This window comes from Schauerella aestuarii, from assembly GCF_009866805.1.
GTDB lineage: Bacteria > Pseudomonadota > Gammaproteobacteria > Burkholderiales > Burkholderiaceae_B > Schauerella > Schauerella aestuarii.
Map to the genome: position 1 here is coordinate 533,372 of NZ_SIZW01000040.1, position 24,341 is coordinate 557,712.

Annotated in this window: 25 protein-coding genes; 19 read left to right on the forward strand and 6 right to left on the reverse strand. The window is 62.4% G+C overall.

From position 1 onward, the window contains the following. Positions 1 to 86 precede the first annotated feature (86 nt). The 14 genes from fabD to recO all read left to right on the forward strand — a co-directional run bounded on the left by fabD (position 87) and on the right by recO (position 13,045). Positions 87 to 1,022: an ACP S-malonyltransferase gene (fabD, locus tag EYW45_RS09290; protein ID WP_161135073.1), complete on the forward strand. Its 936-nt coding sequence runs from the start codon at positions 87 to 89 to the stop codon at positions 1,020 to 1,022. 1 nt (position 1,023) lies between these two features. Continuing rightward, the gene (gene fabG / locus EYW45_RS09295) at positions 1,024 to 1,773 is read left to right on the forward strand and encodes a 3-oxoacyl-ACP reductase FabG (protein WP_161135074.1); all 750 of its coding nucleotides are present in this window, start codon (positions 1,024 to 1,026) and stop codon (positions 1,771 to 1,773) included. A 204-nt stretch (positions 1,774 to 1,977) separates the two neighbouring features. Beyond that, positions 1,978 to 2,217 carry an acyl carrier protein gene (gene acpP / locus EYW45_RS09300; RefSeq protein ID WP_003813816.1) on the forward strand — a complete coding sequence of 80 codons (240 nt, stop codon included), beginning with the start codon at positions 1,978 to 1,980 and terminating at the stop codon, positions 2,215 to 2,217. Positions 2,218 to 2,400: 183 nt separating this feature from the next. Beyond that, positions 2,401 to 3,630 carry a beta-ketoacyl-ACP synthase II gene (fabF, locus tag EYW45_RS09305; protein WP_161135075.1) on the forward strand — a complete coding sequence of 410 codons (1,230 nt, stop codon included), beginning with the start codon at positions 2,401 to 2,403 and terminating at the stop codon, positions 3,628 to 3,630. 3 nt (positions 3,631 to 3,633) lie between these two features. Continuing rightward, positions 3,634 to 4,131, forward strand: a complete 498-nt coding sequence (locus EYW45_RS09310; RefSeq protein WP_161135076.1) for a hypothetical protein — start codon at positions 3,634 to 3,636, stop codon at positions 4,129 to 4,131. After that, on the forward strand, positions 4,128 to 4,730 hold the full coding sequence (gene rpoE, locus EYW45_RS09315) for an RNA polymerase sigma factor RpoE (RefSeq protein ID WP_161135416.1): 603 nt from the start codon (positions 4,128 to 4,130) through the stop codon (positions 4,728 to 4,730). Before EYW45_RS09310 ends, rpoE begins: the two co-directional genes overlap by 4 nt. Before the next feature lie 11 nt (positions 4,731 to 4,741). Beyond that, positions 4,742 to 5,248 (forward strand): sigma-E factor negative regulatory protein, encoded by a 507-nt coding sequence (locus tag EYW45_RS09320; protein ID WP_161135077.1) that lies wholly within the window; start codon positions 4,742 to 4,744, stop codon positions 5,246 to 5,248. Beyond that, a complete protein-coding gene (locus EYW45_RS09325; RefSeq protein ID WP_161135078.1) occupies positions 5,248 to 6,315 on the forward strand; it encodes a MucB/RseB C-terminal domain-containing protein in 1,068 nt (355 codons plus the stop codon). Before EYW45_RS09320 ends, EYW45_RS09325 begins: the two co-directional genes overlap by 1 nt. A gap of 67 nt (positions 6,316 to 6,382) precedes the next feature. After that, on the forward strand, positions 6,383 to 7,927 hold the full coding sequence (locus EYW45_RS09330; RefSeq protein WP_161135079.1) for a Do family serine endopeptidase: 1,545 nt from the start codon (positions 6,383 to 6,385) through the stop codon (positions 7,925 to 7,927). Between the two features lie 158 nt (positions 7,928 to 8,085). Beyond that, a complete protein-coding gene (gene lepA / locus EYW45_RS09335; RefSeq protein ID WP_161135080.1) occupies positions 8,086 to 9,879 on the forward strand; it encodes a translation elongation factor 4 in 1,794 nt (597 codons plus the stop codon). Between the two features lie 31 nt (positions 9,880 to 9,910). Next, on the forward strand, positions 9,911 to 10,789 hold the full coding sequence (lepB, locus tag EYW45_RS09340; RefSeq protein WP_161135081.1) for a signal peptidase I: 879 nt from the start codon (positions 9,911 to 9,913) through the stop codon (positions 10,787 to 10,789). A gap of 2 nt (positions 10,790 to 10,791) precedes the next feature. Further along, the gene (gene rnc, locus EYW45_RS09345) at positions 10,792 to 11,550 is read left to right on the forward strand and encodes a ribonuclease III (protein WP_161135082.1); all 759 of its coding nucleotides are present in this window, start codon (positions 10,792 to 10,794) and stop codon (positions 11,548 to 11,550) included. Further along, positions 11,547 to 12,437, forward strand: coding sequence for a GTPase Era (gene era, locus EYW45_RS09350; RefSeq protein WP_161135083.1), 891 nt, complete (start codon positions 11,547 to 11,549; stop codon positions 12,435 to 12,437). Before rnc ends, era begins: the two co-directional genes overlap by 4 nt. Before the next feature lie 11 nt (positions 12,438 to 12,448). Then, complete coding sequence (gene recO, locus EYW45_RS09355; RefSeq protein WP_161135084.1) at positions 12,449 to 13,045, forward strand: DNA repair protein RecO; 597 nt, start codon at positions 12,449 to 12,451, stop codon at positions 13,043 to 13,045. 245 nt (positions 13,046 to 13,290) lie between these two features. On the opposite strand, the gene EYW45_RS09360 is transcribed toward recO, so the two are convergent. From EYW45_RS09360 to EYW45_RS09375, 4 genes are all read right to left on the reverse strand, one after another. Beyond that, positions 13,291 to 14,001 carry a Bax inhibitor-1/YccA family protein gene (locus tag EYW45_RS09360; protein WP_161135085.1) on the reverse strand — a complete coding sequence of 237 codons (711 nt, stop codon included), beginning with the start codon at positions 13,999 to 14,001 and terminating at the stop codon, positions 13,291 to 13,293. A 164-nt stretch (positions 14,002 to 14,165) separates the two neighbouring features. After that, positions 14,166 to 14,456 carry a hypothetical protein gene (locus tag EYW45_RS09365; RefSeq protein WP_161135086.1) on the reverse strand — a complete coding sequence of 97 codons (291 nt, stop codon included), beginning with the start codon at positions 14,454 to 14,456 and terminating at the stop codon, positions 14,166 to 14,168. Between the two features lie 111 nt (positions 14,457 to 14,567). Next, complete coding sequence (locus EYW45_RS09370) at positions 14,568 to 15,020, reverse strand: DNA polymerase III subunit chi (protein WP_161135087.1); 453 nt, start codon at positions 15,018 to 15,020, stop codon at positions 14,568 to 14,570. A 31-nt stretch (positions 15,021 to 15,051) separates the two neighbouring features. Continuing rightward, positions 15,052 to 16,590 (reverse strand): leucyl aminopeptidase, encoded by a 1,539-nt coding sequence (locus tag EYW45_RS09375; protein ID WP_161135088.1) that lies wholly within the window; start codon positions 16,588 to 16,590, stop codon positions 15,052 to 15,054. A gap of 53 nt (positions 16,591 to 16,643) precedes the next feature. Here EYW45_RS09375 and lptF point away from each other — a divergent pair, with 53 nt between their 5' ends. Beyond that, the gene (gene lptF / locus EYW45_RS09380) at positions 16,644 to 17,768 is read left to right on the forward strand and encodes an LPS export ABC transporter permease LptF (RefSeq protein ID WP_161135089.1); all 1,125 of its coding nucleotides are present in this window, start codon (positions 16,644 to 16,646) and stop codon (positions 17,766 to 17,768) included. A gap of 133 nt (positions 17,769 to 17,901) precedes the next feature. On the opposite strand, the gene EYW45_RS09385 is transcribed toward lptF, so the two are convergent. After that, entirely contained in the window at positions 17,902 to 18,831 is a 930-nt protein-coding gene (locus EYW45_RS09385; RefSeq protein WP_161135417.1) for a LysR family transcriptional regulator, read from the reverse strand. A 165-nt stretch (positions 18,832 to 18,996) separates the two neighbouring features. On the opposite strand from EYW45_RS09385, the gene EYW45_RS09390 reads away from it, so the two are divergent. The 4 genes from EYW45_RS09390 (at position 18,997) to EYW45_RS09405 (ending at position 23,443) form a co-directional block, all read left to right on the forward strand. Beyond that, complete coding sequence (locus tag EYW45_RS09390; RefSeq protein ID WP_161135090.1) at positions 18,997 to 20,214, forward strand: ABC transporter substrate-binding protein; 1,218 nt, start codon at positions 18,997 to 18,999, stop codon at positions 20,212 to 20,214. Between the two features lie 82 nt (positions 20,215 to 20,296). Continuing rightward, entirely contained in the window at positions 20,297 to 21,787 is a 1,491-nt protein-coding gene (locus tag EYW45_RS09395) for a CoA-acylating methylmalonate-semialdehyde dehydrogenase (RefSeq protein ID WP_161135091.1), read from the forward strand. Between the two features lie 276 nt (positions 21,788 to 22,063). Next, positions 22,064 to 23,011 carry a CysB family HTH-type transcriptional regulator gene (locus EYW45_RS09400; RefSeq protein ID WP_161135092.1) on the forward strand — a complete coding sequence of 316 codons (948 nt, stop codon included), beginning with the start codon at positions 22,064 to 22,066 and terminating at the stop codon, positions 23,009 to 23,011. A 117-nt stretch (positions 23,012 to 23,128) separates the two neighbouring features. Further along, a complete protein-coding gene (locus EYW45_RS09405) occupies positions 23,129 to 23,443 on the forward strand; it encodes a DUF2325 domain-containing protein (protein ID WP_161135093.1) in 315 nt (104 codons plus the stop codon). A gap of 162 nt (positions 23,444 to 23,605) precedes the next feature. On the opposite strand, the gene EYW45_RS09410 is transcribed toward EYW45_RS09405, so the two are convergent. After that, a complete protein-coding gene (locus tag EYW45_RS09410; RefSeq protein WP_161135094.1) occupies positions 23,606 to 24,271 on the reverse strand; it encodes a C40 family peptidase in 666 nt (221 codons plus the stop codon). Positions 24,272 to 24,341: the final 70 nt, after the last annotated feature.

A 24,341-nucleotide genomic window follows, 5' to 3' on the forward strand; every position in this document is an offset into this window, starting at 1 on the left:
CACGCGTGCCGCGGCCCCGCCGATCCGTCCGGTGGCGGCCTGGCGTGACATCTTTTCGAAAATTCCTTTATCGGTTATCGCTCGACATGACATTTGCATTCGTTTTTCCGGGTCAGGGTTCACAATCGATCGGCATGTTGGACGCCTGGGCGGGTAACGCCGCCGTGGCCGACGTGCTGTCGCGCGCCAATCAAGCCTTGGGCGAAGACGTTGCCGCGCTGATCGCGCAAGGCCCGGCCGAGCAGCTCAACCTCACCACGCATACCCAGCCGGCGATGCTGACGGCCGGAGCGGCCGTATTTGCCGCATGGACGGCCGCCGGTGGTCCGGCGCCTGCCCTCGTGGCGGGTCACAGCCTGGGCGAGTACGCCGCGCTTACCGCTGCCGGTGCGTTGCAGCTCGAAGATGCCGTGCGCCTGGTGCGCATCCGTGCCGATGCGATGCAGGCGGCCGTGCCGGTGGGCGAGGGCGGCATGGCCGCCGTGCTCGGACTGGACGACGCCGCCGTGATCGCCGCATGCGCCGCTGCTGCGCAAGGTCAGATCGTCGAGGCCGTCAATTTCAATGCGCCTGCTCAGGTCGTGATCGCCGGCCACAAGGCCGCGGTGGAACGCGCTTGCGAAGCGGCCCGTGCCGCTGGCGCCAAGCGCGCCCTGATGTTGCCGGTGTCCGCACCGTTTCACTCCAGCCTGCTGCGTCCCGCGGCCGAAGTGCTGGCCCGTGCATTGGCCGAGGTCGACGTGCAGGCGCCGCGCATTCCGGTGCTCAACAACGTCGATGTCGCCACGCCCGATGCGCCGGACGCCATTCGCGATGCCTTGGTGCGTCAAGCCTGGCATCCCGTACGCTGGGTCGAAACCATTCAAGCCATGGAAGCGCGTGGCGTGACGCACATCATCGAATGCGGTCCGGGTAAGGTGCTGACCGGGCTGACCAAGCGTATCGGCAGCAATCTCATCGGGTTGGCCATTACCGACCCGGCTTCGCTTGACGCCGCGCTGGCCGCGGTTTCGGAGAAATAAGATGACCACAGAACAACAGCCGCTCGCCGGCAAGACGGCGCTGGTAACGGGCGCAACCCGCGGTATCGGCCAGGCGATTGCGCTGGCTTTGGCCGGCCAGGGCGCCACCGTCATCGGCACCGCCACCTCGGAATCGGGCGCGGCGCGCATCAACGATACCCTGGCGCCATTCGGCGGTCGCGGCGTGGTGCTCAACGTGACCGATGCCGCGGCAACCGATGCGCTGCTCGACCAGCTTGGCAAAGAGAGCGGCGGGCCGCATATCCTCGTCAACAATGCCGGCATCACGCGGGATACGTTGGCGATGCGCATGAAAGATGAAGACTGGTCCGCCGTGCTGGACACCAACCTGACGGCGGTTTTCCGCCTGTCGCGTGGCGTGCTGCGCGGCATGATGAAGGCCCGCTGGGGGCGTATCATCAACGTGACCTCGGTCGTGGGTGAAAGCGGCAATCCGGGCCAGGCCAATTACGCCGCCGCCAAGGCTGGCGTGGCGGGCATGGCGCGCGCGTTGGCCAGAGAGTTGGGTAGCCGCAACATCACCGTCAACTGTGTGGCACCGGGTTTTATCGATACCGACATGACGCGCGCACTGGGTGAAGCACAGACCACGGCGCTGTTGCAGCAGATTCCGCTGGGTCGTTTGGGCGCACCCGACGACATCGCACAAGCAGTCGTTTTCCTCGCCGGACCGGGCGCAGGGTACATTACGGGCTCGACGTTGCACGTCAACGGCGGAATGTATATGTAAAGTCGTCGGAACCGACGGGTCGCGAGAAGCCTCAGGGCGTGTGCGATCCAGGGGGTTCCGGCCTTCGGAGGCCTTGCAGGCGGACGTTTTGCTCACCTTTAATGAGCATCGGCGCCGCGCAAAGCTGTTTTAATCATGGCCAAGCATTTGCATTCCTTCACGCTTGGCTATAATTCGCGGGATTTTTCCCAATTGGAGAGTTGCATGGAAAGCATCGAACAGCGCGTCAAGAAGATCGTCGCTGAACAACTCGGCGTGAACGAAGCCGAGATCAAGAACGAATCCTCCTTCCTTGACGACCTCGGTGCCGATTCGCTCGACATGGTCGAGCTGGTCATGGCCCTCGAAGATGAATTCGAGACCGAGATCCCCGACGAAGAGGCTGAGAAGATCACGACCGTGCAACAAGCGATTGATTACATCAATTCGCACGGTAAGCAATAAGCCATCTATGCATGGTCGCGGAGGGCGAGCGCCACGGCGTTCGTCACTCCCGATTCGGGGCGGATTCTGGTGTCTGCGCGAGCGCGGCATGCCGGTGCAACGGGATTCATCTCTGTGCACCGGTCCTGTCTTGTTCGTATCGGAAGCGGAACCGCCTTTCTTTTGTCTGATTAGGAGTCATCCGTGAAGCGACGTGTCGTCATCACCGGATTGGGTGTCATTTCTCCCGTAGGGAACGACCTTTCCAGCGCTTGGGACAATATCGTCAACGGACGATCCGGCATCGACCGTATTACGCGTTTCGATCCGTCGCCGTTAACGACGACCATCGCAGGCGAAGTCAAGAATTTCGACATCACCGAATATGTGCCCGCCAAAGAAGCGCGCCAGATGGATACGTTTATCCATTACGGCCTTGCTGCCGGCGTGCAAGCCTGGCGCGATAGCGGTCTCGAAATCACCGAAGCCAATGCGGATCGCGTCGGCGTCCTGGTGGGTTCGGGTATCGGCGGCCTGCCACGCATCGAAGATACGCAAACCGAATATCTGGCGCGTGGTCCGCGCCGCATTTCGCCGTTCTTCGTGCCCGGTTCGTTGATCAATCTGATCTCCGGTCAATTGTCGATCATGTTCGGCATGAAAGGTCCCAGCTATGCGGTCGTCTCCGCATGCACGACCGGATTGCACTGCATTGGCGATGCCGGCCGTCTGATCGAGTATGGCGACGCCGATGTCATGTTGGCCGGCGGCGCAGAAGCGACCGTGTCGCCCTTGGGCATTGGCGGTTTCGCGGCGATGCGCGCGCTTTCCACGCGTAACGACGATCCGCAAACCGCCTCGCGTCCCTGGGATCGCGATCGCGACGGCTTCGTGCTGGGCGAGGGCGCAGGCGTACTGGTGCTCGAAGAGTACGAGCATGCCAAGAAGCGCGGCGCGCGCATTTACGGCGAGCTGGCCGGTTACGGCATGAGCTCGGATGCGCATCACATCACGGCGCCGGACAAGGATGGTCCCCGTCGCGGCGTGGCCAATGCCCTGCGCAATGGCGGCATCAATGCCGATGAAGTGTCGTACGTCAACGCGCACGGCACCTCGACGCCGCTGGGCGACAAGAACGAAACCGAAGCGCTCAAGCTCGCTTTCGGCGATCACGCCAAGAAGCTCACCGTCAATTCGACGAAGTCGATGACCGGGCACTTGCTGGGCGCTGCGGGCGGCATCGAAGCCGTATTCACCACGCTGGCGGTGTACAACCAGATTTCACCGCCCACGATCAACATCTTCAATCAAGATCCCGAGTGCGATCTCGATTACTGCGCCAACCAGGCGCGCGAGATGAAGATCGAGGTGGCGTTGTCGAATTCGTTCGGTTTTGGCGGCACCAACGGCTCGATGGCTGTTCGCCGGGTCTGACGCGTGTCGCGTACCCCCCGTCTTGAGCCCGTGGTAACCGCGCCGGTCCGTGCCGTGTTGGCTTGGCGCGTGCTGGGCGCGTGCATCGCGGCCAGTGCCGTCGCCGCCATGGCCTGGTCGGTATGGCACACGGCTACGCCGCTCGCCTGGGCCCTCGGCATCGCGGCAGTCGCCGGCGCAGCCGCGTACCTTGGATACGTCCAAGCGCGCGGATCGCGCACACCGGTAGTGCGCGCCGTCCGTGTATTGCCGCGCGGCACGTGGCAGGTCCGTCAGGGCCGCACTTGGCGTGCAGTGGATATCGAGCGGTGTGTGCGTGCCGGTGGCATGCTCACCTTCCATGCCGCCGTGCACCGCTTGACGCCGGTAGGCGAGGGCGAATCGCGCACCTTGTCGTTTACTGTCAGACGGGGCCGATTGTCGGCCGAGCGTTGGCGCAAGCTGTGTGTCAGTGTGGCGGTGTGGGCCGCCAGGCCCGCGCGCGAAGCGGAGTTCGCATGACTTCCGAACGCGAAGCCGATGCCGAACTCGTCGCCCGCGTCCAGCGCGGCGACAAAAAGGCGTTCGATCTGCTGGTCCTCAAGTACCAGCGCAAGATCATGCGCCTTTTGGCGCGGATGATTCGCGACCCTTCCGAGATCGAGGACGTGGCGCAGGAAGCGTTCATCAAGGCGTATCGCGCATTGCCTCAGTTCCGGGGCGACAGCGCGTTTTACACCTGGCTTTATCGCATTGCGATCAATACGGCGCGAAACTGGTTATCGTCGTCGGGCAGGCGGCCGAGCGCACCAAATGCGCTCGAAACGGAAGACGGTGAAACTTTTAACGAAACCGACAACCTAACAGACAACAGCACGCCCGAATCCGAGTATGCCAGCCGTGAGATCGCCCAAACGGTCAATGCCGCCATCCAGGCCTTGCCCGAGGAATTGCGTACCGCCATCGTCCTGCGGGAGATGGAAGGTATGAGTTACGAAGATATCGCCCAAACTATGGACTGCCCGATCGGTACGGTGCGGTCGCGTATTTTTCGCGCGCGAGAAGCGATCGCCACAAAGCTGCGTCCCTTGCTTGGCACCGATGCCGAGCGTCGCTGGTAAGGAGCCGAATCATGCAAACCGCTACGCAAACCCCTGCCGCCCAAACGCCAAGCAATAAAGAACTTCTGTCCGCATGGATGGACGGCGACGCGTTTGGCGAGGAAGAACTCGACGCAGGTCTCATGCATCGCCATCGCGATACGTGGGATACCTATCATTTGATCGGCGACGTCATGCGCAGCCGCGATCTCGCCATCACCCCCACGGATGCGTTCCAGACGCGTCTGTCGCGCGCGCTCGACGCCGAGCTGCCGATCGTGGCCGCCCCGCGCCGGCGCATGCCCTGGCGCATGGGGTTTTCCGGCTTTGCCGTGGCGGCCGCTGTGGCCACGGTGGTGTGGGTCGCTCAGCCCTACTTTGAGCCGGGTGTGCGCACCGGTGGCGGGCAAGTTCTGGCCGACGCCAGCAGCCCGGCACCGATGGACGCGGGCCTGCGCGACTATCTTGAAGCCCATCGCCAGATGGCCGGCCCCAGCGCCGTGCGCCAGGTGTCGTTCGAAGCCGGGATGGGGCGCTGATGGCGTTGCTTTCCCTTGTGCGTTGGCCGGTAAGGCGTCAGCACATTTCCGGGGAAACCGGAACACGCGGGCGCGGACGTGCCGGCATCGCGGCCGCCACGCTCGGCGCCTTGTTGACCATGCATCTGTGCATCGGCTTCGCCGCCGATACCCGCGTTGCCACATCAGACGATCCGGTTGCATTGCTCGCACGCATTCAGCAGGCGGCGCGCAAGCTCGATTATGCGGGTGTCTTCGTGTACAGCCAGGGCGAGTTCACGCAATCGTCACGCATCGTGCATATGCTGGATGGCACTGGCGAGCGCGAACGGCTCGAGGTGCTCGACGGGCAACCGCGGGAATATCTGCGTCACAACGACGACGTGCAGTGCCTGATGCCGGAGCGCAAAACCGTACGTCTGGAACGGCGCCGCGGCGATCGTTTTCCCGGCCTGTTGCTGGGCGATCCTGCCGGGTTGGCCAATCATTACGATATCCGCGCCGATGAGAAAATGCATCGCGTGGCGGGTCGTCAATGCCGATTGATTCTGATCGAGCCGCGCGATGGTCTGCGCTACGGTTATCGCCTGTGCGCGGATACCGAAACCAATCTGCTTGTGAAAGCGCAAACGGTCACTGCCAACAAGGCGGTGGTCGAGCAGGTCATTTTCACGTCGCTGCGCATCGGCGCGGGTATTCAGTCCGATGCGCTCAAGTCGCCTTGGGAAACCCGCGATTGGGAAGTGCAGCAAACCGATATGACACCGGTCGACCTCACCGCCAAGGGTTGGCGCGTTCCGGCGCCGCCGGGCTTTGTGAGCGTGATGCAGGTGGGGCGCAAGATGAAGCGCGGCGGTGTGAGTCAGATGGTGCTGTCCGATGGGCTCGCGGCGATCTCGGTCTTTATCGAGCCTTATGATCCGCAGATGCATGGCCAGCGGCCCGAAGGCGGCGAACGCCAGGGCGCGATCAACGTCTTCGGCACGCGCATTGCGAATTTCTGGCTGACCGCCCTGGGCGAAGTGCCCATGGAAACCTTGCGTCAGGTGGCCGAGCAGACGGAATACGTTCCGCTTCCCGCGCCTTGAGTTGTCCTGCACACTGGCGTTCGATCGCCAGTTGTTTTACTACCGGAGTTCCGCAATGCACCCGAAGATGACGACGACGCCTGTGATGCGCCGCGCAGTAATCACGATTCTGACGGCCGCCTTGGCCAGTGGCGCCGCATTGCCCACCGCCTACGCCCAACAGCAGGTGCAGCCTGCGTCGCCGGCGGCCGGCCCCACGATCACGTTGCCCGATTTCACGACCATCGTCGAGAAGGCCGATCCGGCGGTCGTCAATATCCGCACCACTGCCACCATTCCCACGCGCGGCAGCATGGGTCCTGGGCGAGGCCCGGGTGGTGGCGCCGATCCGTATGAATTGTTCCGCTGGTTCTTCGGCCCCGACTTTCAAGGTCCGGGCGATGAAGCCACGCCGGGTCAGCCGTCGCCCCCGCGTGGCGTGGTGCCCCGCCGCACGCCCGCTCCCGAAGGGCAGGGCTCGGGCCGTATCGTGCCGCGCGGTGTGGGGTCGGGCTTCTTCATCTCGGAAGATGGCTATATCCTGACCAATAATCATGTGGTGAGCGAAGCCACGGATATCTACGTGACGTTGACCGATGGCCGCGAGTTCAAGGCCAAGGTGATCGGTACCGACGAGCGCACCGATGTGGCGTTGATCAAGGTGGAGGCCAAGGACATGGCCACGCTGCCGATCGGCAATCCCGGCACGCTCAAGAAAGGCAACTGGGTATTGGCGATCGGTTCGCCGTTCGGTCTCGATTCGACCGTGACCTCGGGTATCGTCAGCGCCATCGGACGCGATACCGGCGAATACCTGCCGTTCATTCAAACCGATGTGGCCGTCAACCCCGGCAACTCGGGTGGCCCCTTGCTCAACATGCAAGGTCAGGTCGTGGGCATCAACTCGCAGATCGTGTCGCGCAGCGGCGGTTTCATGGGCATTTCGCTGGCCATTCCGATCGACGAGGCCATGCGCGTGGTCGAGCAACTCCGCACCAATGGCCGCGTGACGCGGGGCCTGATCGGCGTGCAGATCGGCGAAGTCGGCAAGGAAGTCGCCGATGCACTGGGTTTGCCCAAGGCCGAGGGGGCACTGGTCAGCAGCGTGCAGGCGGGCGGGTCGGCCGATACGGCTGGCGTGCAGCCGGGTGACGTCATTCTGAAGTTCGGCGACCACGCAATTGCCCGCTGGTCGGATCTGCCGCGCGTGGTGGGCGAAACGCGCCCCGGCACCAAGTCGACGATGGACGTGTGGCGCCGTGGCAAGCGGGTGACGCTCAACGTGACCGTGGCCGAGCTGCCTGCGGCGGCCACTGCTGAAGCCGAGAAAGAAAAAGCTGCCCCCGTCAAGGAAGCGCCCAATGTGATGGGCCTGACCGTGACCGAAGTGCCCGCCGAGCTGCAAAAGAAATTGCGCATCAAGGGCGGCGTGCAGGTGCGCGAAGCCCAGGGTGTGGCCGGCGCCGCCGGTATGGTGGCGGGCGACATCATCATGGCGATCAACCAGACCGATGTCACCGGCGTCGATCAATTTGCCAAATTGGTCGCCGGACTGGACAAGTCCAAGGCGGCTGCGCTTCTCGTTCGACGTGCCGATCAGACCCAATGGGTATTGATCAAGCCGGCGCCTTGACGCACCCGGCGCCACATTTGGACAACTCCGGCTAAAATGCCTGGTTGCAACGAGGGGGGTGCAAGGCGCCCCCCTTGTTTTTGTGCGACGACATCATTTGCTTCGGCAGAGCTGCGTGCCGTGTTGGCACCCGCTTTGTCGTATTACCCATACGGCCCATGCAGCATATCCGCAACTTCTCCATCATCGCCCACATCGATCACGGCAAGTCGACGCTCGCCGACCGCCTGATCCATCGCTGTGGCGGCCTGGCCGACCGTGAGATGTCGGCCCAGGTGCTCGACTCGATGGATATCGAGCGCGAGCGCGGCATCACGATCAAAGCGCAGACCGCCGCTTTGCAGTACAAGGCGCAGGACGGCAAGATCTACGCGCTCAACCTGATCGACACACCGGGGCACGTCGACTTCTCGTATGAGGTCAGCCGGTCATTGTCGGCCTGCGAAGGCGCACTGCTGGTGGTCGACGCGTCTCAAGGCGTCGAGGCCCAGACGGTGGCCAACTGCTACACCGCCATCGAGCTGGGTGTGGAAGTGGTCGCGGTGCTGAACAAGATGGATCTGCCGCAGGCCGATCCTGAAGGCGCCCGCCAGGAGATCGAGGACGTGATCGGCATCGATGCCTCCAATGGCATCCTGGCCAGCGCCAAGACCGGCATGGGCATCGACGAGATCCTCGAAGCCGTCGTGGCGCGTATCCCGCCGCCGAAAGGCAATGTCGACGAGCCGCTGCAGGCGCTGATCATCGATTCGTGGTTCGACAACTACGTCGGCGTCGTCATGCTGGTGCGTATCGTCAATGGCACGCTCAAACCGAAAGAAAAGATTCTGTTGATGGCTGCAGGCGTCACGCACCTCTGCGAACAAGTGGGTGTGTTCACGCCCAAGTCGCAGCCGCGGCCGCATCTTTCTGCGGGCGACGTGGGCTTCGTGATCGCCGGGATCAAGGATCTGGCCCACGCAAAGGTGGGCGACACGATTACGCTGGCCGGCAAGCCAGCCGCCACCAGCCTGCCCGGGTTCAAGGAAGTGCAGCCGCAGGTGTTCGCCGGGCTCTATCCGGTCGAAAGCAGCGAGTACGACCAGTTGCGCGACTCGCTCGAAAAACTCAAGCTCAACGACGCCGCGCTCATGTTCGAGCCCGAAGTGTCGCAGGCGCTGGGTTTCGGCTTTCGTTGCGGCTTCCTGGGCTTGCTGCACATGGAAATCGTGCAGGAGCGCCTGGAGCGCGAATTCGACATGGACATCATCACCACTGCGCCGTCGGTGGTGTATGAGGTGGTCAAGCGCGATGGCGAAGTCATCAGCGTCGAAAGCCCGTCGCGGATGCCCGAAGTGGGCTACATCGAAGAGATTCGCGAGCCGATCGTCACGGTCACGCTGTTCATGCCGCAAGAGTACGTGGGTCCGGTGATGACCCTGTGCAACAACAAGCGCGGCAATCAGATGAACATGAGCTATCACGGCCGCCAGGTCCATCTGGTGTACGAGATGCCGTTGGCGGAAATCGTTCTCGATTTCTTCGACAAGCTGAAGTCGGTCTCGCGGGGCTATGCCTCGATGGATTACGAGTTTCTCGAATATCGCACGGCCGATGTGGTCAAGGTCGATCTGCTCATCAACAGCGATCGTGTGGATGCCCTGGCGGTGATCGTTCACCGTGCCAATGCCCGTTTCCGCGCGCGCGACGTGGTGTCGCGCATGCGTGCGCTCATCCCGCGTCAGATGTATGACGTCGCGATCCAGGCCGCCATCGGCGCCGAAATCATTGCACGTGAAAACGTGAAGGCACTGCGCAAGAACGTGCTGGCCAAATGCTACGGCGGCGACATCAGCCGGAAGAAGAAGCTGCTTGAAAAGCAGAAAGCCGGCAAGAAGCGTATGAAGCAGGTCGGCAGCGTCGAGATCCCTCAAGAGGCCTTCCTGGCCATTCTGCAAGTCGAAGACAAGTGAGTCGTATCGTGTTGAATAAAGGCGGTTGGGAATGAGCTGGAACTTTGCCCTGATTCTGTTCTTGCTGCTGGTGGTGACCGGTGTGCTGTGGGCGTTGGACCTGCTCGTCCTGCGTCCGGCTCGCAAGCGTCGCGTGGATGCCGCCATGGCGGCATCGCCCGCCACCGCCGATCCCGCTGCGCGCGAAGCGCACCGGCGTGAAGTGGTGGCCAACGTGGGCCGCGTGCCGTGGTGGATCGAATACGCAGTCAGCTTTTTCCCGGTGATTCTGTTCGTGTTCGTGCTGCGCTCATTCGTGGTCGAGCCGTTTCGCATTCCGTCGGGATCGATGCTGCCCACGCTGCAGTCGGGTGACCTGATCCTGGTCAACAAATTCACATACGGTCTGCGCCTGCCGGTCATCGACAAGAAGGTCGTCGACATCGGCGAGCCCAAGCGCGGCGACGTGTTCGTGTTTCGCTATCCTGTCGATCCCAATGTGGACTACATCAAGCGCGTGGTGGGATTGCCGGGCGACGATATCGCTTATCTGGACAAGACCCTGTACGTCAACGGGCAGGTCGTGGCGCACACCCGCGACGGCGACTATTACGAACCCGATCGCGTGTCCTATATCGCGCAGTTCACCGAAAAGCTCGGCGACACCGAACACCGGATCCTGCTCGACCCCGAGCGCCGACAGGATTACGGTCCGATCTGGCAATTCGCCCATATGGGCAACTGCGAATACTCGCGCGCGGGCGTCCGGTGTAAAGTGCCGGAAGGGCATTATTTCGCCATGGGCGACAATCGGGACAACAGTGCCGATAGCCGTTATTGGGGATTCGTGCCCGAGAGCAATATCGTCGGCAAAGCCTTTTTCATCTGGATGAACTTCAGCGATCTGGGCCGTATCGGTCGCTTCAACTGAACATGGCGCTCTACACCTTAGAAGCCCAGCTCGAGTACCGGTTCAAGGACCAGGCGCTGCTCGAGCAGGCGGTGACTCACCGCAGCCACGGCGCGCGGCATAACGAACGCCTGGAGTTCCTGGGCGATTCGGTGCTCAACTTCGTCATCGCGGCCATCCTCTACGAACGCTACGGCGCCATCGATGAGGGCGATCTGTCGCGTTTGCGCGCCAATCTGGTCAAGCAGGCGTCGCTCGCCGATATCGGCACCCAGTTGGGGCTCTCGCAGCATCTGCGGCTGGGCGAGGGTGAGATGAAAAGCGGCGGCTTTCGCCGTCCGTCCATCCTGGCCGATACCGTTGAAGCGCTTTTTGGCGCGGTCTTTCTGGATTCGGGGTTCGATGAGGCGCGCCGGGTGGTGGCGCGTCAGTACGCGCCCGTGCTCGAAACCATGAATCCCGCCACGCTCGGCAAGGACGCCAAAACCCTGCTTCAGGAAACCCTGCAAAGCCGTAAAATGGCGCTGCCGCTTTACACGGTCATCGCCACCCATGGCGCTGCCCATAGCCAGCAATTCGAGGTCGAATGCGCCGTACCGGCGCTTGAGATCACTGTAACGGCTGCCGGATCGAGCCGTCGCGCCGCCGAGCAGTCGGCCGCCAAACTGGCGTTGGAAGCCGTCCAGGCCAAAACGCCCGCCCGCCCGGCTAAAAAAGCCAGCCGGTCACGCAAGACGACGCAGTTGTCCTTGCCCGTGGCCGTCATTCAAGAGAACAAATGAGCGATACGCCTTTCCGCTGCGGTTTCGTAGCCATCGTCGGCCGTCCCAACGTGGGCAAGTCGACGCTGCTCAACGCCCTGATCGGCAGCAAGATTTCCATCGTGTCGCGCAAGGCGCAGACCACGCGCCATCGCATCCACGGGGTGCTGACGCGCGAGCACGAGCAATTCATTTTTGTAGACACCCCCGGTTTTCAGACCCGCCACGGGGGCGCGATGAACCGCATGATGAATCGTGTGGTCACGCAAGCCCTGTCGCAGGTCGACGTCACCGTGCACGTGGTCGAAGCCGGCAAATGGTCCGAAGGCGATGCCAAGTTGCTGCCCCTGCTGCCGTCCCCCGAGCGCACGGTGCTGGCCATCAGCAAGATCGATCAGCTCAAAAGCAAGAACGACCTCTTTGCCTTCGTCTCGAAGATCATGGCCTTGCATCCGTTCGGTGCGGTCATTCCGGTGAGCGCAGTCAAAAACAAGCAGCTGGAACCGCTGCTCACCGAGATCGCGGCGCGGTTGCCCGAGGGTGAAGCGATGTTCGAAGAGGACACGCTTACCGATCGGCCGATGCGCTTCATCGCAGCCGAACTCATCCGCGAGAAGATCTTTCGTCTGGTGGGTGACGAGTTGCCGTACGGCTGCACCGTCGTGATCGAGCAGTGGGAAGAAACGAACAAGGGGGTGCATATCGCCGCCTGCATCGTGATCGAGCGCGACAGTCACAAGCCCATTCTGCTGGGTGCGCGTGGCGAGCACATGAAGCGCATTGCGACGGAAGCCCGCCAGGATATGGTCAAACTGCTTGAAAAGCCGGTGCACCTCGAGGTGTACATCAAGGTGCGTAAGGGCTGGTCCGACCGGGAAAGCGCGCTGCGCGACCTGGGGTATGAGTAAACGGACAGCCGATGAGTAGAAGGGCGCACCGCGTCCAGGACAGCTTCGCCTATATGCTCCACGCCACCCCGTGGCGGGAGACCTCCCTGATCGTGCAGGCATTTTCGCGCGATCACGGCTGTGTGGCGATGGTGGCCAAGGGCGCAAAACGTCCTTTCTCGGTCCTGAGGCCGGTGCTGTCGGCATTTCAGCCCCTGGCCCTGTCCTGGACGGGGTCCAATGAAGTCAAGACGCTCACGCGCGCCGAGACGGCCGGCATCCGGCCTTTGATGGGCCCATCGTTGATGTCGGCTTGGTACATGAACGAGTTGATCCTGCGGCTCTTGCCGCGAGAAGACGCCCATCCGGTGCTCTTCGACGCCTACGATATGGCGCTCGAGCAACTTGCCCTGGGCACGCGTGCGTCCAGCGCCCTGCGCCGGTTTGAGTGGACATTGTTGCGCGAGACGGGCTATGGCATCGACGCCGAAGCGCCCGATTTCGACGATCCTGCGAAGGAACCAGCGTTGCGCCGCGATTTGCGCGAGCGCCTCGCGGAACAATTGGCCGGTCGGCCACTGTCGACCCGGCAGGTATTGCTGGATCTGCAGCGGCATTTGCCGCAGTAGGTGGGGCCAGCCCAGAGCAAGCCGGGGCCAGAGCAATCCGATCTCGAAGCAAGCGAAACCCGAAGCAAGCGGAACCCGAAGCAATCCGCGTTTAAAGCGAGCCGATCCCTCAACCGCCAGTCAGCATTCGCGAGCCGACACGTGCCAGCCCAATATCTCCAGCCAATTAAAAAGGCCTGCTCCATGAGGAGCAGGCCTTTTCCGTCAGCTTGTACGGCATCGCAAGCGATGCCGTGAAGGTGCCGTTACTCGCGATCGCCGCCGAAGATGCCGAGCAGCATCAACAGGTTCGAGAAGATGTTGTACACGCTCAGGTAGATGGCGAGCGTAGCCGAAACGTAGTTCGTTTCGCCGCCATTGATCACGCGTTGCATATCGACCAGCAGGAATGCCGAGAAGATCACCACGGCCAGCACGGAGATCGTGAGCATCAGGGCCGGCAATTGCAGGAAGATATTGGCCAGGGCGGCAACGAGGATCACCACCGCGCCCATGAACAGAAACTTCTGCATGCCCGACAAGTCGCGCTTGATGGTGCTGGCCAGGGTGGCCATCGTGGCGAAGACCACGGCAGTACCGCCGAACGCCGTCATCACGAGTTGCGCACCATTGCCCATGCCGAACACGAAGCCCAGCATGCGCGACAACATGACGCCCATGAAGAACGTGAAGGCGAGAAGCAGAACGACGCCGAGGCTGTTGTCCTTGTTCTTTTCGATCGCGAACATCATGCCGAACGCGCCGACCAGGAAGACGATGGCTGACATGCCGGGGCTCGCGCCCATGACCCGGTTGATACCGGTGTACAGACCGACCATCGCGCCGAGTACCGTGGGAATCAGGGAAAGCGCGAGCAGCCAATAGGTATTGCGCAACACGCGGTTGCGGACGACCTCGCCAGCGGCCCCAGCGGGCGCACCGGCACGGTTGAAGGGTGAAGGACGAAGTTCGTTCATGAGAATTGCTCCTGGGCACAATGACGCGACGCGAAGCGCGCGTTCATGGTTGTTAGAGGGGTAGCATACCTGACAGTTCCCTTAAAGGTCTACTTTCAGGCCAAAATTGCGTCGATCGGTATCAACGGGATCGGTCGAGGGTCAAGAGGGCGCAACGTGCCGATTCAGCCCGGGCGCACTTTACGCAGCACCCGTTCGATGATGTCCGGCAATTGCGCATCGAGCGTGGCACGAACCTGGGCCAGGGCGTCGTCCATCGCACGGTGTACGGCATCGTCGATCTCTGCTTGCAGCGTAACCCGCAATAGCGCTTCGTGCGCTGAAACGGCGGATTTGTCGCCCATCGACGCGGCCGGTGCCAGTTCGGTGAGAAGCGGCAGCGGTTCTGCAGCGGCCGCGGGCGGATCGACTGCAATGGTCAGGGTCGGAATAGTGTCGTCGTCGCGATGTTGCATACGAACTCCTGTTGAGAGGGAACGGCTGGTGGCCGCGCGGAACGCCACGCGGCCCAGCACTGCGGCACCCGTCTACCGCCGGCGCGCGGTGGTCCAGGGCGTCGGCGCGAATCAGCCGGAGGCGCCGATCTTGTGGCTTCGAACGTCGTCACCCGCTGCTGCGTACGCTCGCCAACGTTGCCGGGCGGCAAGTTTGTCGTCGTCCGCGTCAGACACGATTTCCATGACGCGCGCAAACCTGGTGTAAGCGGGCGGGCAGCCATCGTCCAGATTCATGAGCCAGGTGGGCGATTCGGCCTCGACGGCGTCGTCGCGCAACAGGCTGTCAGGGGCATTCGATGTGAGCACGACCGGCATGGCGGCTGACGCGGCATCGTCGCCAGTCGCATGGGGAATGAACGCGACATCGTCGAATGTCCACAGCAACCGGTCGAATGCGGCCAGACGACGCGGCTCGCTGCAGTACACAACAAGTCGCTCGCCGGCTTCGTAGCGTTTGCGGGCCACCTGGCACGCCATGACCATGCGGTCCGGCGCGCCAAAAGCGAAGTCCACCCGGCTCATCGTGCCGCCGGGGTATTCAAATACCCGTTCGTCATGCGCGCGAGGCCTGGCGATCGAGCAGGTATTGCACCAGGAGCGGCACGGGGCGACCCGTTGCGCCTTTCTCCTTGCCGCCTTTCCAGGCGGTGCCGGCGATGTCCAGATGCGCCCAGCGATACGCCTTGGTGAAGCGCGACAGGAAGCATGCCGCCGTCACGGAGCCGCCCGGAGGGCCGCCGATATTGGCGATGTCGGCGAAGTTGGACTTCAATTGTTCCTGGTAGGCATCTTCGAGCGGCATGCGCCACGCCGTGTCCAGCGAGGCGCGGCCCGCCTTGAGCAGGCTGTCGGCCAAGTCATCGTCCTGCGTGAACAAGCCGGTATTGACGTGACCCAGCGCGACCACGCAGGCGCCGGTGAGGGTGGCGATATCGATCACCGCTGCCGGTTTGAAGCGTTCGGCGTAGGTAAGGGCATCGCACAGCACCAGACGGCCTTCGGCATCGGTGTTGAGCACTTCGATCGTGTGGCCGGCCATGCTGGTCACCACGTCGCCCGGCTTGAGCGCTTTGCCGCTGGGCATGTTTTCGCACGACGCGATCAAACCGACCACTTCGAACGGCAGGTCCAGCTCGGCCAGCGCGCGGAAGGTGCCAAGCACGCTGGCGGCGCCGCACATGTCGTACTTCATCTCGTCCATCGTGGCGGCGGGTTTGATTGAAATCCCGCCCGAGTCGAACGTGATGCCTTTGCCGACGAGCACGACGGGACCGTCGCCGCCCGAGGTTTTCCCAGCCGGTTTGGCCGCGAGCTTCTTGGCGGCACTTCCCGGATGACGCAGCACGATAAAGCGCGGCGCTTCTTCCGAGCCGCGCGCCACCGACAGGAACGAGCCCATGCCCAGAGCTTCGATCTGCTTGCGTTCGAGCACCTCGACCTTGAGGGTCTTGAACTCGGCGGCCAGCCGCTTGGCGGTCTCGCCCAGATAAGTGGGCGTGCAGATGTTGGGCGGCAGATTACCGAGCAACTTGGTCAGATTCATGCCTTCGGCGATGGCGCGGCCTTCTTGCAGGCCCGTTTTGGCATCTGCAGCGTCGCCGGCTGCCACCACGTGCACCACTTTCTTCAGCTTGGGGCGCTTATCCTTGTCCGGCTTGCCGAACGTGGCGTCGTACCGGTAGGTCGCATCGCCTGCGGCGATGGCGGCACTGCGCGCGCGGGCGCGCACCGGCACATCCTGCATGGCCAGCGAGGCCAGCGACGACGCGGCTTCGGTGACGTTAGCCTTGACGCAAGCGGCGATGAACGCGCGCTCGCCGCTAGCCAGCGCGGTGGCCTTGTATTCTTCCTGCTTGCCCAGGCCGATCAGCACCACGCGCTGCGCGGCGACGCCGGGCAGATTGCGCAAGACGAGGCTCTCGCCTACCGTGGCGCGAAACTCGGACTTGACGACAGCGCGTACGGCGCCGTCCGATGCCCGGTCGATCTGGTCGGCTGCCGGCGACAGAACGCCATCGGCAAAGATGCCCACGCCGAGGGCAGCCGTTTTGAGTTGATGCAGAGAGGCGGTGGTCTGTGTGCTAAATTCCATTCGGATTCCCACGTGCGTCGATAGATGCAGTCGATTATCCCGCATATTTTCACATGTCCCTATTCAAGCGTTCCGTTGTTAGCGAAATCAGCAGTCACGCTGGTGTCGTGTTCTCCACGCTCGTCGTCGTCTGGCTGAGCGTGCTGCTCGTGCGCCTGTTGGGTGAGGCGGCCGGCGGCACGATCGGCGCGGACGTCGTCTTCGGGCTGGCCGCGTTTTCGACGATCACGGCGTTGCCGACGATCTTGTCGGTGACGATCTTCATCGCCGTGCTCACCACCGTCACGCGCAATTACCGAGAATCGGAAATGGTGGTGTGGTTCGCCAGCGGTTTATCGCTGGCCGACTGGTTTCGCCCGGTGCTGCGCGTGGCGATTCCGATTTCCATCGTGATCGCCGTGCTCACGTTGGTCGCTTCGCCCTGGGCCTATCGCCAGATCGGCGAGTATCGCCAGCGCTTCGAACAGCGGTCCGATCTGGCCAAGGTCACGGCCGGCCAGTTCGCCGAGTCGAGCGATGGCTCGCGCGTGTTCTTCGCCGACGAACCGCAGCAGCAAACCGACGAGTTGGGCAATGTGTTCGTCCGGCAGATCGACCCCGAGTGGCACAGCTTGCTCACCACCCATAGCGCGCATACCGAAACGATGCCCAACGGCGATCGCTTTCTGGTGATGGGCGCAGGGCATCGCTACGATCTGAAGCCCGGCACGTCCGAATTGCGGATGATCGAGTTCGAGCGCTATGGCGTTCGAATCGAAAGCCGCAGCGACGCCAATAGCGCCGCGGAAGCGCGCGCGGCGGCCGAGCGCAGCAGCAAGGCGCGGCCCACCGAGTTGCTGGTGCAGGACAACACCGATAGTTCGTGGTCGCAGATCATGTGGCGCATTTCGCTGCCGTTGGCGGCCCTCAATCTGGCACTCCTGGCGATCCCGCTGGGTGCGGTCAATCCCCGCATGGGCCGCTCTGGCGATCTGTTGATCGCCGGCCTGGTCGCGTTGCTGTACATGAATCTGATCAACCTCACGCGTGCATGGATCAGCGATGGGCGGCTCAGTTTCTCGATCGGTGTCTGGCTGATCCATGCGATCGTGGCCGCGCTGATGGTGGCGCTGATGATCAAGCGATTGCGCGTGAAAGCGCCCAAATCGCAGCCCACGGCGCGTCCAGCGGCGGCGTAGCCAGCGGCGGCCTGGTTAGCGGCGGCTTGCCTACCCGGCCAAGCCGCAAATCAGGCGGCAGGCTTGAGAGCGGTAGACGACATGACCTGCCGATCGCTCGCTGCCGCCGAGGGCGGCATTTTCGGGCGAAAAATCATCGGTCTGCCGGAGGCCGTGCCGAACCTTCCGGCGTTCCCATCAGCAAGTCGGTATGCGCCGCCACGGCGTGCCGCATGAAGTCCCACAAGGCCGCCACGCGTTTCAAGCGGCGCAGGTCTTCGTGGCAATACATCCAGAAGCTGCGCGTGATCACGAGCGCATCGGTGAGCACCGGCTTGAGTCGGTCGTCGCGTGCGGCCATGAAGCATGGCAGGACGGCCAGCGCCTCGCCTTGCAAAGCCGCGTGGTACTGGGCGATGACGCTGGTGCTGCGCAGAATCACACGCGCTGTGGGCACCATGTCTTCCAGATACCGCAGCCGCTCGCTGAACAGCAATTCGTCGACGTAGCCGATGAACACGTGATCGGCCAGATCCGCTTCGCTGCGTATCGCCGCGTGGCGCGCCAGGTATTGCGGCGTACCGTACAAACGCAACGTGTAATCGCACAGTTTGGTGCACACATAGGGGCCGCGCTGGGGGCGTTCGATCGTGATCGCCAGGTCCGCCTCCCGCTTGGACAAGCTCACAAACCGCGGCACGGGCAGGATGTCCAGGGTCATGTGCGGATAGAGTCGTTGGAACTCGGTCGCCAGTGGCGTGAGCACATACGTGCCGAAAGCCTCGGTGGCGCCGATGCGCACGTGCCCGTCCAGGTCGGGCCCGGTGCCGGACAAGGTTTCGCGCGCGGTATGCAGCAGATTCTCCATCTGTTCGGCCTGCACGAAGAGCCGCTGGCCGTCGCCGGTAAGCGTGAACCCGGTGCTGCGCGATTTCTCGAAAAGCTGTGTGTTCAGTTCCGTTTCGAGTGCACGAATCCGCCGCGTAACGGTGGTGTGTTCGACGCCGAGTCGGCGGGCGGCGGCGCTGGCGCGCTGCGTACGCGCCACTTCCAGAAAATACCGCAGGCTGTCCCAGTCGAGCATCGCGATCTCCTTGAACGTCATTGTGCATCAATGCACAACAAATGTGCATTTATCGCCGTTGCCTGGATTTTTTTACACACCTACACTGGCCGCACCGGGATACCCGGCGGGAGGGGCGTCGCGTCCTTCACCTAAAACGAAAAAATCGGACTGGAGACAACAATCATGAGATCGCACATGCGCGGTATGGCCGCGGGTTTGGCCTTGGGCGTCGGGATGGGCAGTGCGGCGTGGGCTGCCGAGCCGCCTCCGGTAAAAATCGGGGTGCTGACCGACATGTCGGGCAACTACGCGTCGATGGGCGGTGCCGGTTCCGTAGCCGCCGCAAAGTTGGCCATCGAGACGTGCCTGGCGGCCGAATGCAAGGGCATGAAAATCGATCTCGTGTCGGCGGACAATCAAAACAAGGCCGACGTGGGCGCGTCGCGCGCGCGCGAATGGTTCGATCGTGACGGTGTGACGGCGATCGCCGACCTCACGAACTCGGCCGTGGCGCTTGCCGTGCAGGGCATTGCGCGTGAGAAGAACAAAGTCGTGATGTTCTCGGGACCCGCGACCACCGCATTGACGAATAAAGAATGCTCGCCGGTCGGCTTTCATTGGATGTTCGATACGTATTCCCAATCGGTGGGCGGCGCCAAAGCCACCATCGATGCGGGCGGAAAATCGTGGTTCTTCATCACGGTGGACTATGCCTTCGGTCATTCCCTCGAAGCCGACACGTCGCAGCGCGTGAAGTCGCTCGGCGGCACGGTGGCCGGCAGCGTGCGTCACCCGCTCAACGCGCCAGACTTTGCGTCCTATTTGTTGCAGGCGCAAAGCAGCAAGGCGCAGGTGGTGGCCCTGGCCAATGGCGGGCAAGACACCGTCAACGCCGTCAAGCAGGCGCGAGAATTCGGCGTGGTCGAGGGTGGGCAGAAGCTGGTGTCGCTGTTGATCTTCCTTTCCGACCTGCGCGCTTTGGGCCTCACCAACGCTCAGGGGCTGACGTATGTGGACGGGTTTTACTGGAACTTTGACGATGCCTCGCGCGCCTGGTCCGACCGCTTCGCCAAAGCTTTCGGCGGTTTGAAGCCGACCATGACGCAGGCCGGCGTGTATTCCAGTGTGCTGCACTACCTGCGCGCCGTGGCGGCGACGGGCAGCACCGACGGCAAGGTGGTTGCCGACAAAATGCGCACCCTGCCGATCGACGATCCCATCATGCGCAACGCGTCCATTCGTCCCGACGGCCGCGTGATTCACGACATGTATCTCTATCAGGTGAAAAAGCCTGCCGAGTCGAAAGGCGAGTGGGATTACTCGACGTTGTTGGCCACGATCCCCGCCAAGGACGCCTTTCAGCCGTTGGCCAACTCGACGTGCGCGTTGGTCAAGCAATGAATCGGGCGGGTGCGCGTGCCGACGCTGCAGACAGCGGCGTGCCGCACCCCGCGCCATCCCTTAATCGCTAGAGGAGTTTCTGATGACCGATGTTCCCCGCATTCCGCTTTTGATCGGCGGCAAACATGTGCAAAGCAAGTCGACGGAATGGCGCGACGTGCTCGATCCCGCGACCCAGAGGGTTGTGGCGCAGGTGCCGCTGGCAACGCGCGAAGAGCTCGACGCCGCGGTGGCCAATGCGCGCGAAGCCTTCGCCACGTGGCGCAACAGCGGGCAGGGCACACGCATGCGCGTGATGCTCAAACTGCAGCAATTGATTCGTGACAACAGCGGCAAGCTGGCTGAACTCATTACCCGTGAACACGGCAAGACGTTGCCGGATGCCGAAGGCGAAGTGGGACGGGGTCTGGAGGTGGTCGAACACGCCTGCTCCATTGCCAGTCTGCAGTTGGGCGAGTACGCCGAAAACGCCGCCTCCGGCATCGACGTGTATACGACCATCCAGCCGCTGGGCGTGTGCGCCGGCATCACGGCGTTCAACTTTCCGGTCATGTTGCCGTGCTTCATGTTTCCGATTGCCGTGGCCTGCGGCAATACGTTCATCCTGAAGCCGTCGGAGCAGGACCCCAGCGCCTCGATGTACCTGGCCGAATTGGCGCAGGAAGCCGGTTTGCCGCCGGGCGTGCTCAATGTGGTGCACGGCGCCGCCGAGACGGCGCTGGCGCTGTGCGAGCATCCCGATATCAAGGCGATCTCGTTCATCGGCTCCACCCGCGTGGGCACTGAAATCTACAACCGCGCGTCGCAGCACGGCAAGCGTTGCCAGTCGATGATGGGCGCGAAAAACCACTGCGTGATCCTGCCCGATGCCGATCCCGAAGTGGCGTTGAATCAACTGGTGGGCGCTGCATTTGGCGCGGCCGGCCAGCGCTGCATGGCCGCGTCGGTAGCAGTAATGGTGGGCGACGCGCGCAAGTGGTTGCCCGACTTCGTCGAGCGCGCCAAGAAGCTCAAGGTCAACGCCGGCAGCGACCGTGACGCCGATCTCGGGCCGCTGGTATCGCCGCAAGCCAAAACGCGTGTTGAAAGCCTGATCGAACAAGGCGTGAAAGAGGGCGCCAACCTGCTGCTCGATGGGCGCAACCTCACGGTCAAGGGCTTTGAATCGGGCAATTTCGTGGGCCCCACGATTTTCGATGGCGTGACGGGGTCGATGGCCATCTACAAGGAAGAGATCTTCGGTCCGGTGCTGTGTGTGGTGGGCGTGGAAACGCTGGAACAGGCGGTCGCGTTCATCAACCAGAATCCGAATGGCAACGGCGTGGCGCTGTTTACGCAGGATGGCGGCGCGGCGCGGTATTTCCAGAACAACGTCGACGTGGGCCAGATCGGCATCAATATTCCGATTCCGGTGCCTGTGGCGTGGTTCAGCTTCACCGGTTCGCGCGGCTCCAAGCTGGGCGATCTGGGGCCGAACGGCAAGCAGGCCGTGCAGTTCTGGACGCAGACCAAAACAATCACGGCGCGCTGGTCGGCGCACGGTCGCAAGGTGAATACGACGATCAGCATGTAATCATCCAGGTCGGATGCGCTGGGCGATTCCGCCGAGCACATCCACAGGCCACATCCGCGGAGCACATCCGCGGGTCACTTCCACGGCGCACGTCCGCGGGGGCATCCGCGCGTTTGCGCTGAGTCCGTCCGCTGGATGAATCAACCTCATCATGCAGCATTCAAGAGGGGGCTCGCGCCCCCCTTTGCTTATGCGTTTGACTCGCCTAAGCTTATATGAATAAGTAATATTGAATTACTTCTATATTACCTATAATGCCCCCACTAAGGGGTGTTTATGAATCTTCAACAGTTCCGTTTCGTGCGTGAGACCATCCGCCGCGACTTCAATCTGACCGAGGCTGCGCGCATGCTGTACACGTCGCAGCCGGGCGTGTCCAAGGCGATCATCGAGTTTGAAGATGAGCTCGGCGTCAAGATTTTCGAACGGCACGGCAAGCGCATCAAAGGTCTGACCAAGCCGGGGCTGGCAGTCTCCCAGGTCATCGACCGCATCATGCGCGAAGTGGATAACCTCAAGAAAGTCAGTGAAGAGTTTGCACGCCGCGATGAAGGCGGACTGGTCATCGCGTGCACGCACACCCAGGCGCGCTATCTGTTGCCGCGCGTGATTCCGGCCTTTCGCAAACAGTTCCCCAAGGTACATCTGTCGCTGGCAGAAGGCAGCCCGGCGCAACTGGCCGAGATGGTGCTGCATGAGCACGCCGACGTCGCCATCGCGACTGAGGCGTTGGCGCTGACGCCAGGCCTGGCAACGCTGCCCGTCTATACCTGGGAGCACACCGTGGTCGTGCGACCCGATCATCCCCTGGCGGAGTTGACGTCGAGCGCGGCGCGCGCTTTGTCGCTCGAGCAACTTGCCGAATATCCCATCGTGACTTATGACCGGGCGTTTACTGGCCGTTCGACGATCGACGAGGTGTTTGCCACGCAAGGCATCCATCCCGACATCGTGCTCGAGGCGATCGACGCCGACGTGATCAAGACGTATGTGGACGTGGGCTTGGGCATCGGCATCATCGCCGGCGTGGCGTTCGACCCGCGGCGCGACACCGGTCTGGTGGGCCTGCCGGTAGGTCACCTCTTCGGCACGCACACCACGCGCGTCGGGATCAAACAGGGCGTGTTCCTGCGGGATTACGTGTACACCTTCCTGGAAATGCTGGCCTCGTCGCTGACGCGGGCGGTGGTGCAGGATGCCGTCCAGGGTACTGAGGAAGCCTGACGCTATCGCGGATTCAACCCCATAGATATATTAAATGAGAATTCCTCTCATTTGTGTTGAGCAAACAAACAAGAATCATTATCATTCCTTCACGCCAATAACTTTTGTGGAGTGATCATGGCAGCAGCGCTCAGTGCAGTAGTGGTGGGGGCCGATCGACTCGGCAATATTCCGGATCTGTTAAAGGGGCACAACATCGCGATCACGCATCACATCAGCGGACGCGATCCCTCGCACCAAAAACGTACCTTGCAATTGCCCACGGGCACGCAGTTGGTCATTTTGCTGACCGACTTCCTTGGTCACAACGTGATGAAGACGTTCCGCCATGCCGCACAGCGCGGCGGCATTCGTGTGGTGGCTTGTCGCCGGTCCGTCTGCAGCATGCAGCAGGCGCTCAACCAGTGCGGCCTGTGCGGCTTGAATGCCTGACATCGCGCACGTAAGGGCTTTACACGCCAACTGAGCGGTGACGCGCGGCCAAGGATCGGCCGGTCCCTGACGCCAACGAGAAGGGCATCGAATGCGAAATGCATTCGATGCCCTTTTTTATGCTTTTGAGAAGTCAGGCGGCCACGATTGGCCTGGAGCGCTTCAGCGGGCGGCGCGTGCCGAGGCCATCAGCCCGGTATCCAAACGGCGCGCACCGTTATAGCGCTTGGTCCAGTAAGCCATGGTCATGCTTTCGATGCGGACCACGCCGCCCGAACTGGGCGAATGGATAAAGCGGTCATCGCCAAGATAGATGCCGACGTGCGAATTGCGGCGGCCCATCGTGTTGAAGAAGACGAGATCGCCGGCGACGAGTTCTTCACGATCGATCGATTGGCCCCACTGCGAAATTTCGGCAGCACTGCGCGGCAGTTTGATGCCCAACGACTGCGAGGCGACGTAACTGACCAATCCACTGCAATCGAACCCGCTGTCGGGCGAATTACCACCGTAGCGATAGCGCACGCCAAGATAGTTGAGGGCTTCGCCTGCCAGCACCGGATCGTTGCTGCGCTGAATGCCGGCCTGGCGTTCGCGGCGCAGGTTTTGTGCGACCAGCATGCCGATCGGATCTTCCTGCGCCTGCCGCCATTCGCGGCTGTAGCCGTCGGGATCCGCGGCGTCGAGATAGGCCGATTTATGGGACGAACCCGTGCCAGCACAGCCCGCCAGGGCGATGCAGCTTGCGAGGAGGGGGATGCGAAGAGCACGCCACCAGTTGCCGTGAGGATCTTGAAGTCGCTGCGCGGCAGGGTTGGTGGAATGCATGCTTGGCCTTGTGATTTGGCGAGAACTTAACCAAATCAACATGTTGAGATTGAAAGTTGGAGCGGATTCT

Coding starts and splice junctions, on each gene's coding strand:
- lepA (WP_161135080.1), top strand. CDS start 8,086: ATGCAGCATATCCGCAACTTCTCCATCATCGCCCACATCGATCACGGC.
- rnc (WP_161135082.1), top strand. CDS start 10,792: ATGGCGCTCTACACCTTAGAAGCCCAGCTCGAGTACCGGTTCAAGGAC.
- EYW45_RS09405 (WP_161135093.1), top strand. CDS start 23,129: ATGGCAGCAGCGCTCAGTGCAGTAGTGGTGGGGGCCGATCGACTCGGC.
- EYW45_RS09385 (WP_161135417.1), bottom strand. CDS start 18,831: ATGCTCGACTGGGACAGCCTGCGGTATTTTCTGGAAGTGGCGCGTACG.
- era (WP_161135083.1), top strand. CDS start 11,547: ATGAGCGATACGCCTTTCCGCTGCGGTTTCGTAGCCATCGTCGGCCGT.
- EYW45_RS09410 (WP_161135094.1), bottom strand. CDS start 24,271: ATGCATTCCACCAACCCTGCCGCGCAGCGACTTCAAGATCCTCACGGC.
- EYW45_RS09365 (WP_161135086.1), bottom strand. CDS start 14,456: ATGCAACATCGCGACGACGACACTATTCCGACCCTGACCATTGCAGTC.
- EYW45_RS09370 (WP_161135087.1), bottom strand. CDS start 15,020: ATGAGCCGGGTGGACTTCGCTTTTGGCGCGCCGGACCGCATGGTCATG.
- EYW45_RS09400 (WP_161135092.1), top strand. CDS start 22,064: ATGAATCTTCAACAGTTCCGTTTCGTGCGTGAGACCATCCGCCGCGAC.
- lptF (WP_161135089.1), top strand. CDS start 16,644: ATGTCCCTATTCAAGCGTTCCGTTGTTAGCGAAATCAGCAGTCACGCT.
- EYW45_RS09395 (WP_161135091.1), top strand. CDS start 20,297: ATGACCGATGTTCCCCGCATTCCGCTTTTGATCGGCGGCAAACATGTG.
- acpP (WP_003813816.1), top strand. CDS start 1,978: ATGGAAAGCATCGAACAGCGCGTCAAGAAGATCGTCGCTGAACAACTC.
- rpoE (WP_161135416.1), top strand. CDS start 4,128: ATGACTTCCGAACGCGAAGCCGATGCCGAACTCGTCGCCCGCGTCCAG.
- EYW45_RS09320 (WP_161135077.1), top strand. CDS start 4,742: ATGCAAACCGCTACGCAAACCCCTGCCGCCCAAACGCCAAGCAATAAA.
- EYW45_RS09325 (WP_161135078.1), top strand. CDS start 5,248: ATGGCGTTGCTTTCCCTTGTGCGTTGGCCGGTAAGGCGTCAGCACATT.
- EYW45_RS09360 (WP_161135085.1), bottom strand. CDS start 14,001: ATGAACGAACTTCGTCCTTCACCCTTCAACCGTGCCGGTGCGCCCGCT.
- EYW45_RS09375 (WP_161135088.1), bottom strand. CDS start 16,590: ATGGAATTTAGCACACAGACCACCGCCTCTCTGCATCAACTCAAAACG.
- recO (WP_161135084.1), top strand. CDS start 12,449: ATGAGTAGAAGGGCGCACCGCGTCCAGGACAGCTTCGCCTATATGCTC.
- EYW45_RS09330 (WP_161135079.1), top strand. CDS start 6,383: ATGACGACGACGCCTGTGATGCGCCGCGCAGTAATCACGATTCTGACG.
- EYW45_RS09390 (WP_161135090.1), top strand. CDS start 18,997: ATGAGATCGCACATGCGCGGTATGGCCGCGGGTTTGGCCTTGGGCGTC.
- lepB (WP_161135081.1), top strand. CDS start 9,911: ATGAGCTGGAACTTTGCCCTGATTCTGTTCTTGCTGCTGGTGGTGACC.
- fabD (WP_161135073.1), top strand. CDS start 87: ATGACATTTGCATTCGTTTTTCCGGGTCAGGGTTCACAATCGATCGGC.
- fabG (WP_161135074.1), top strand. CDS start 1,024: ATGACCACAGAACAACAGCCGCTCGCCGGCAAGACGGCGCTGGTAACG.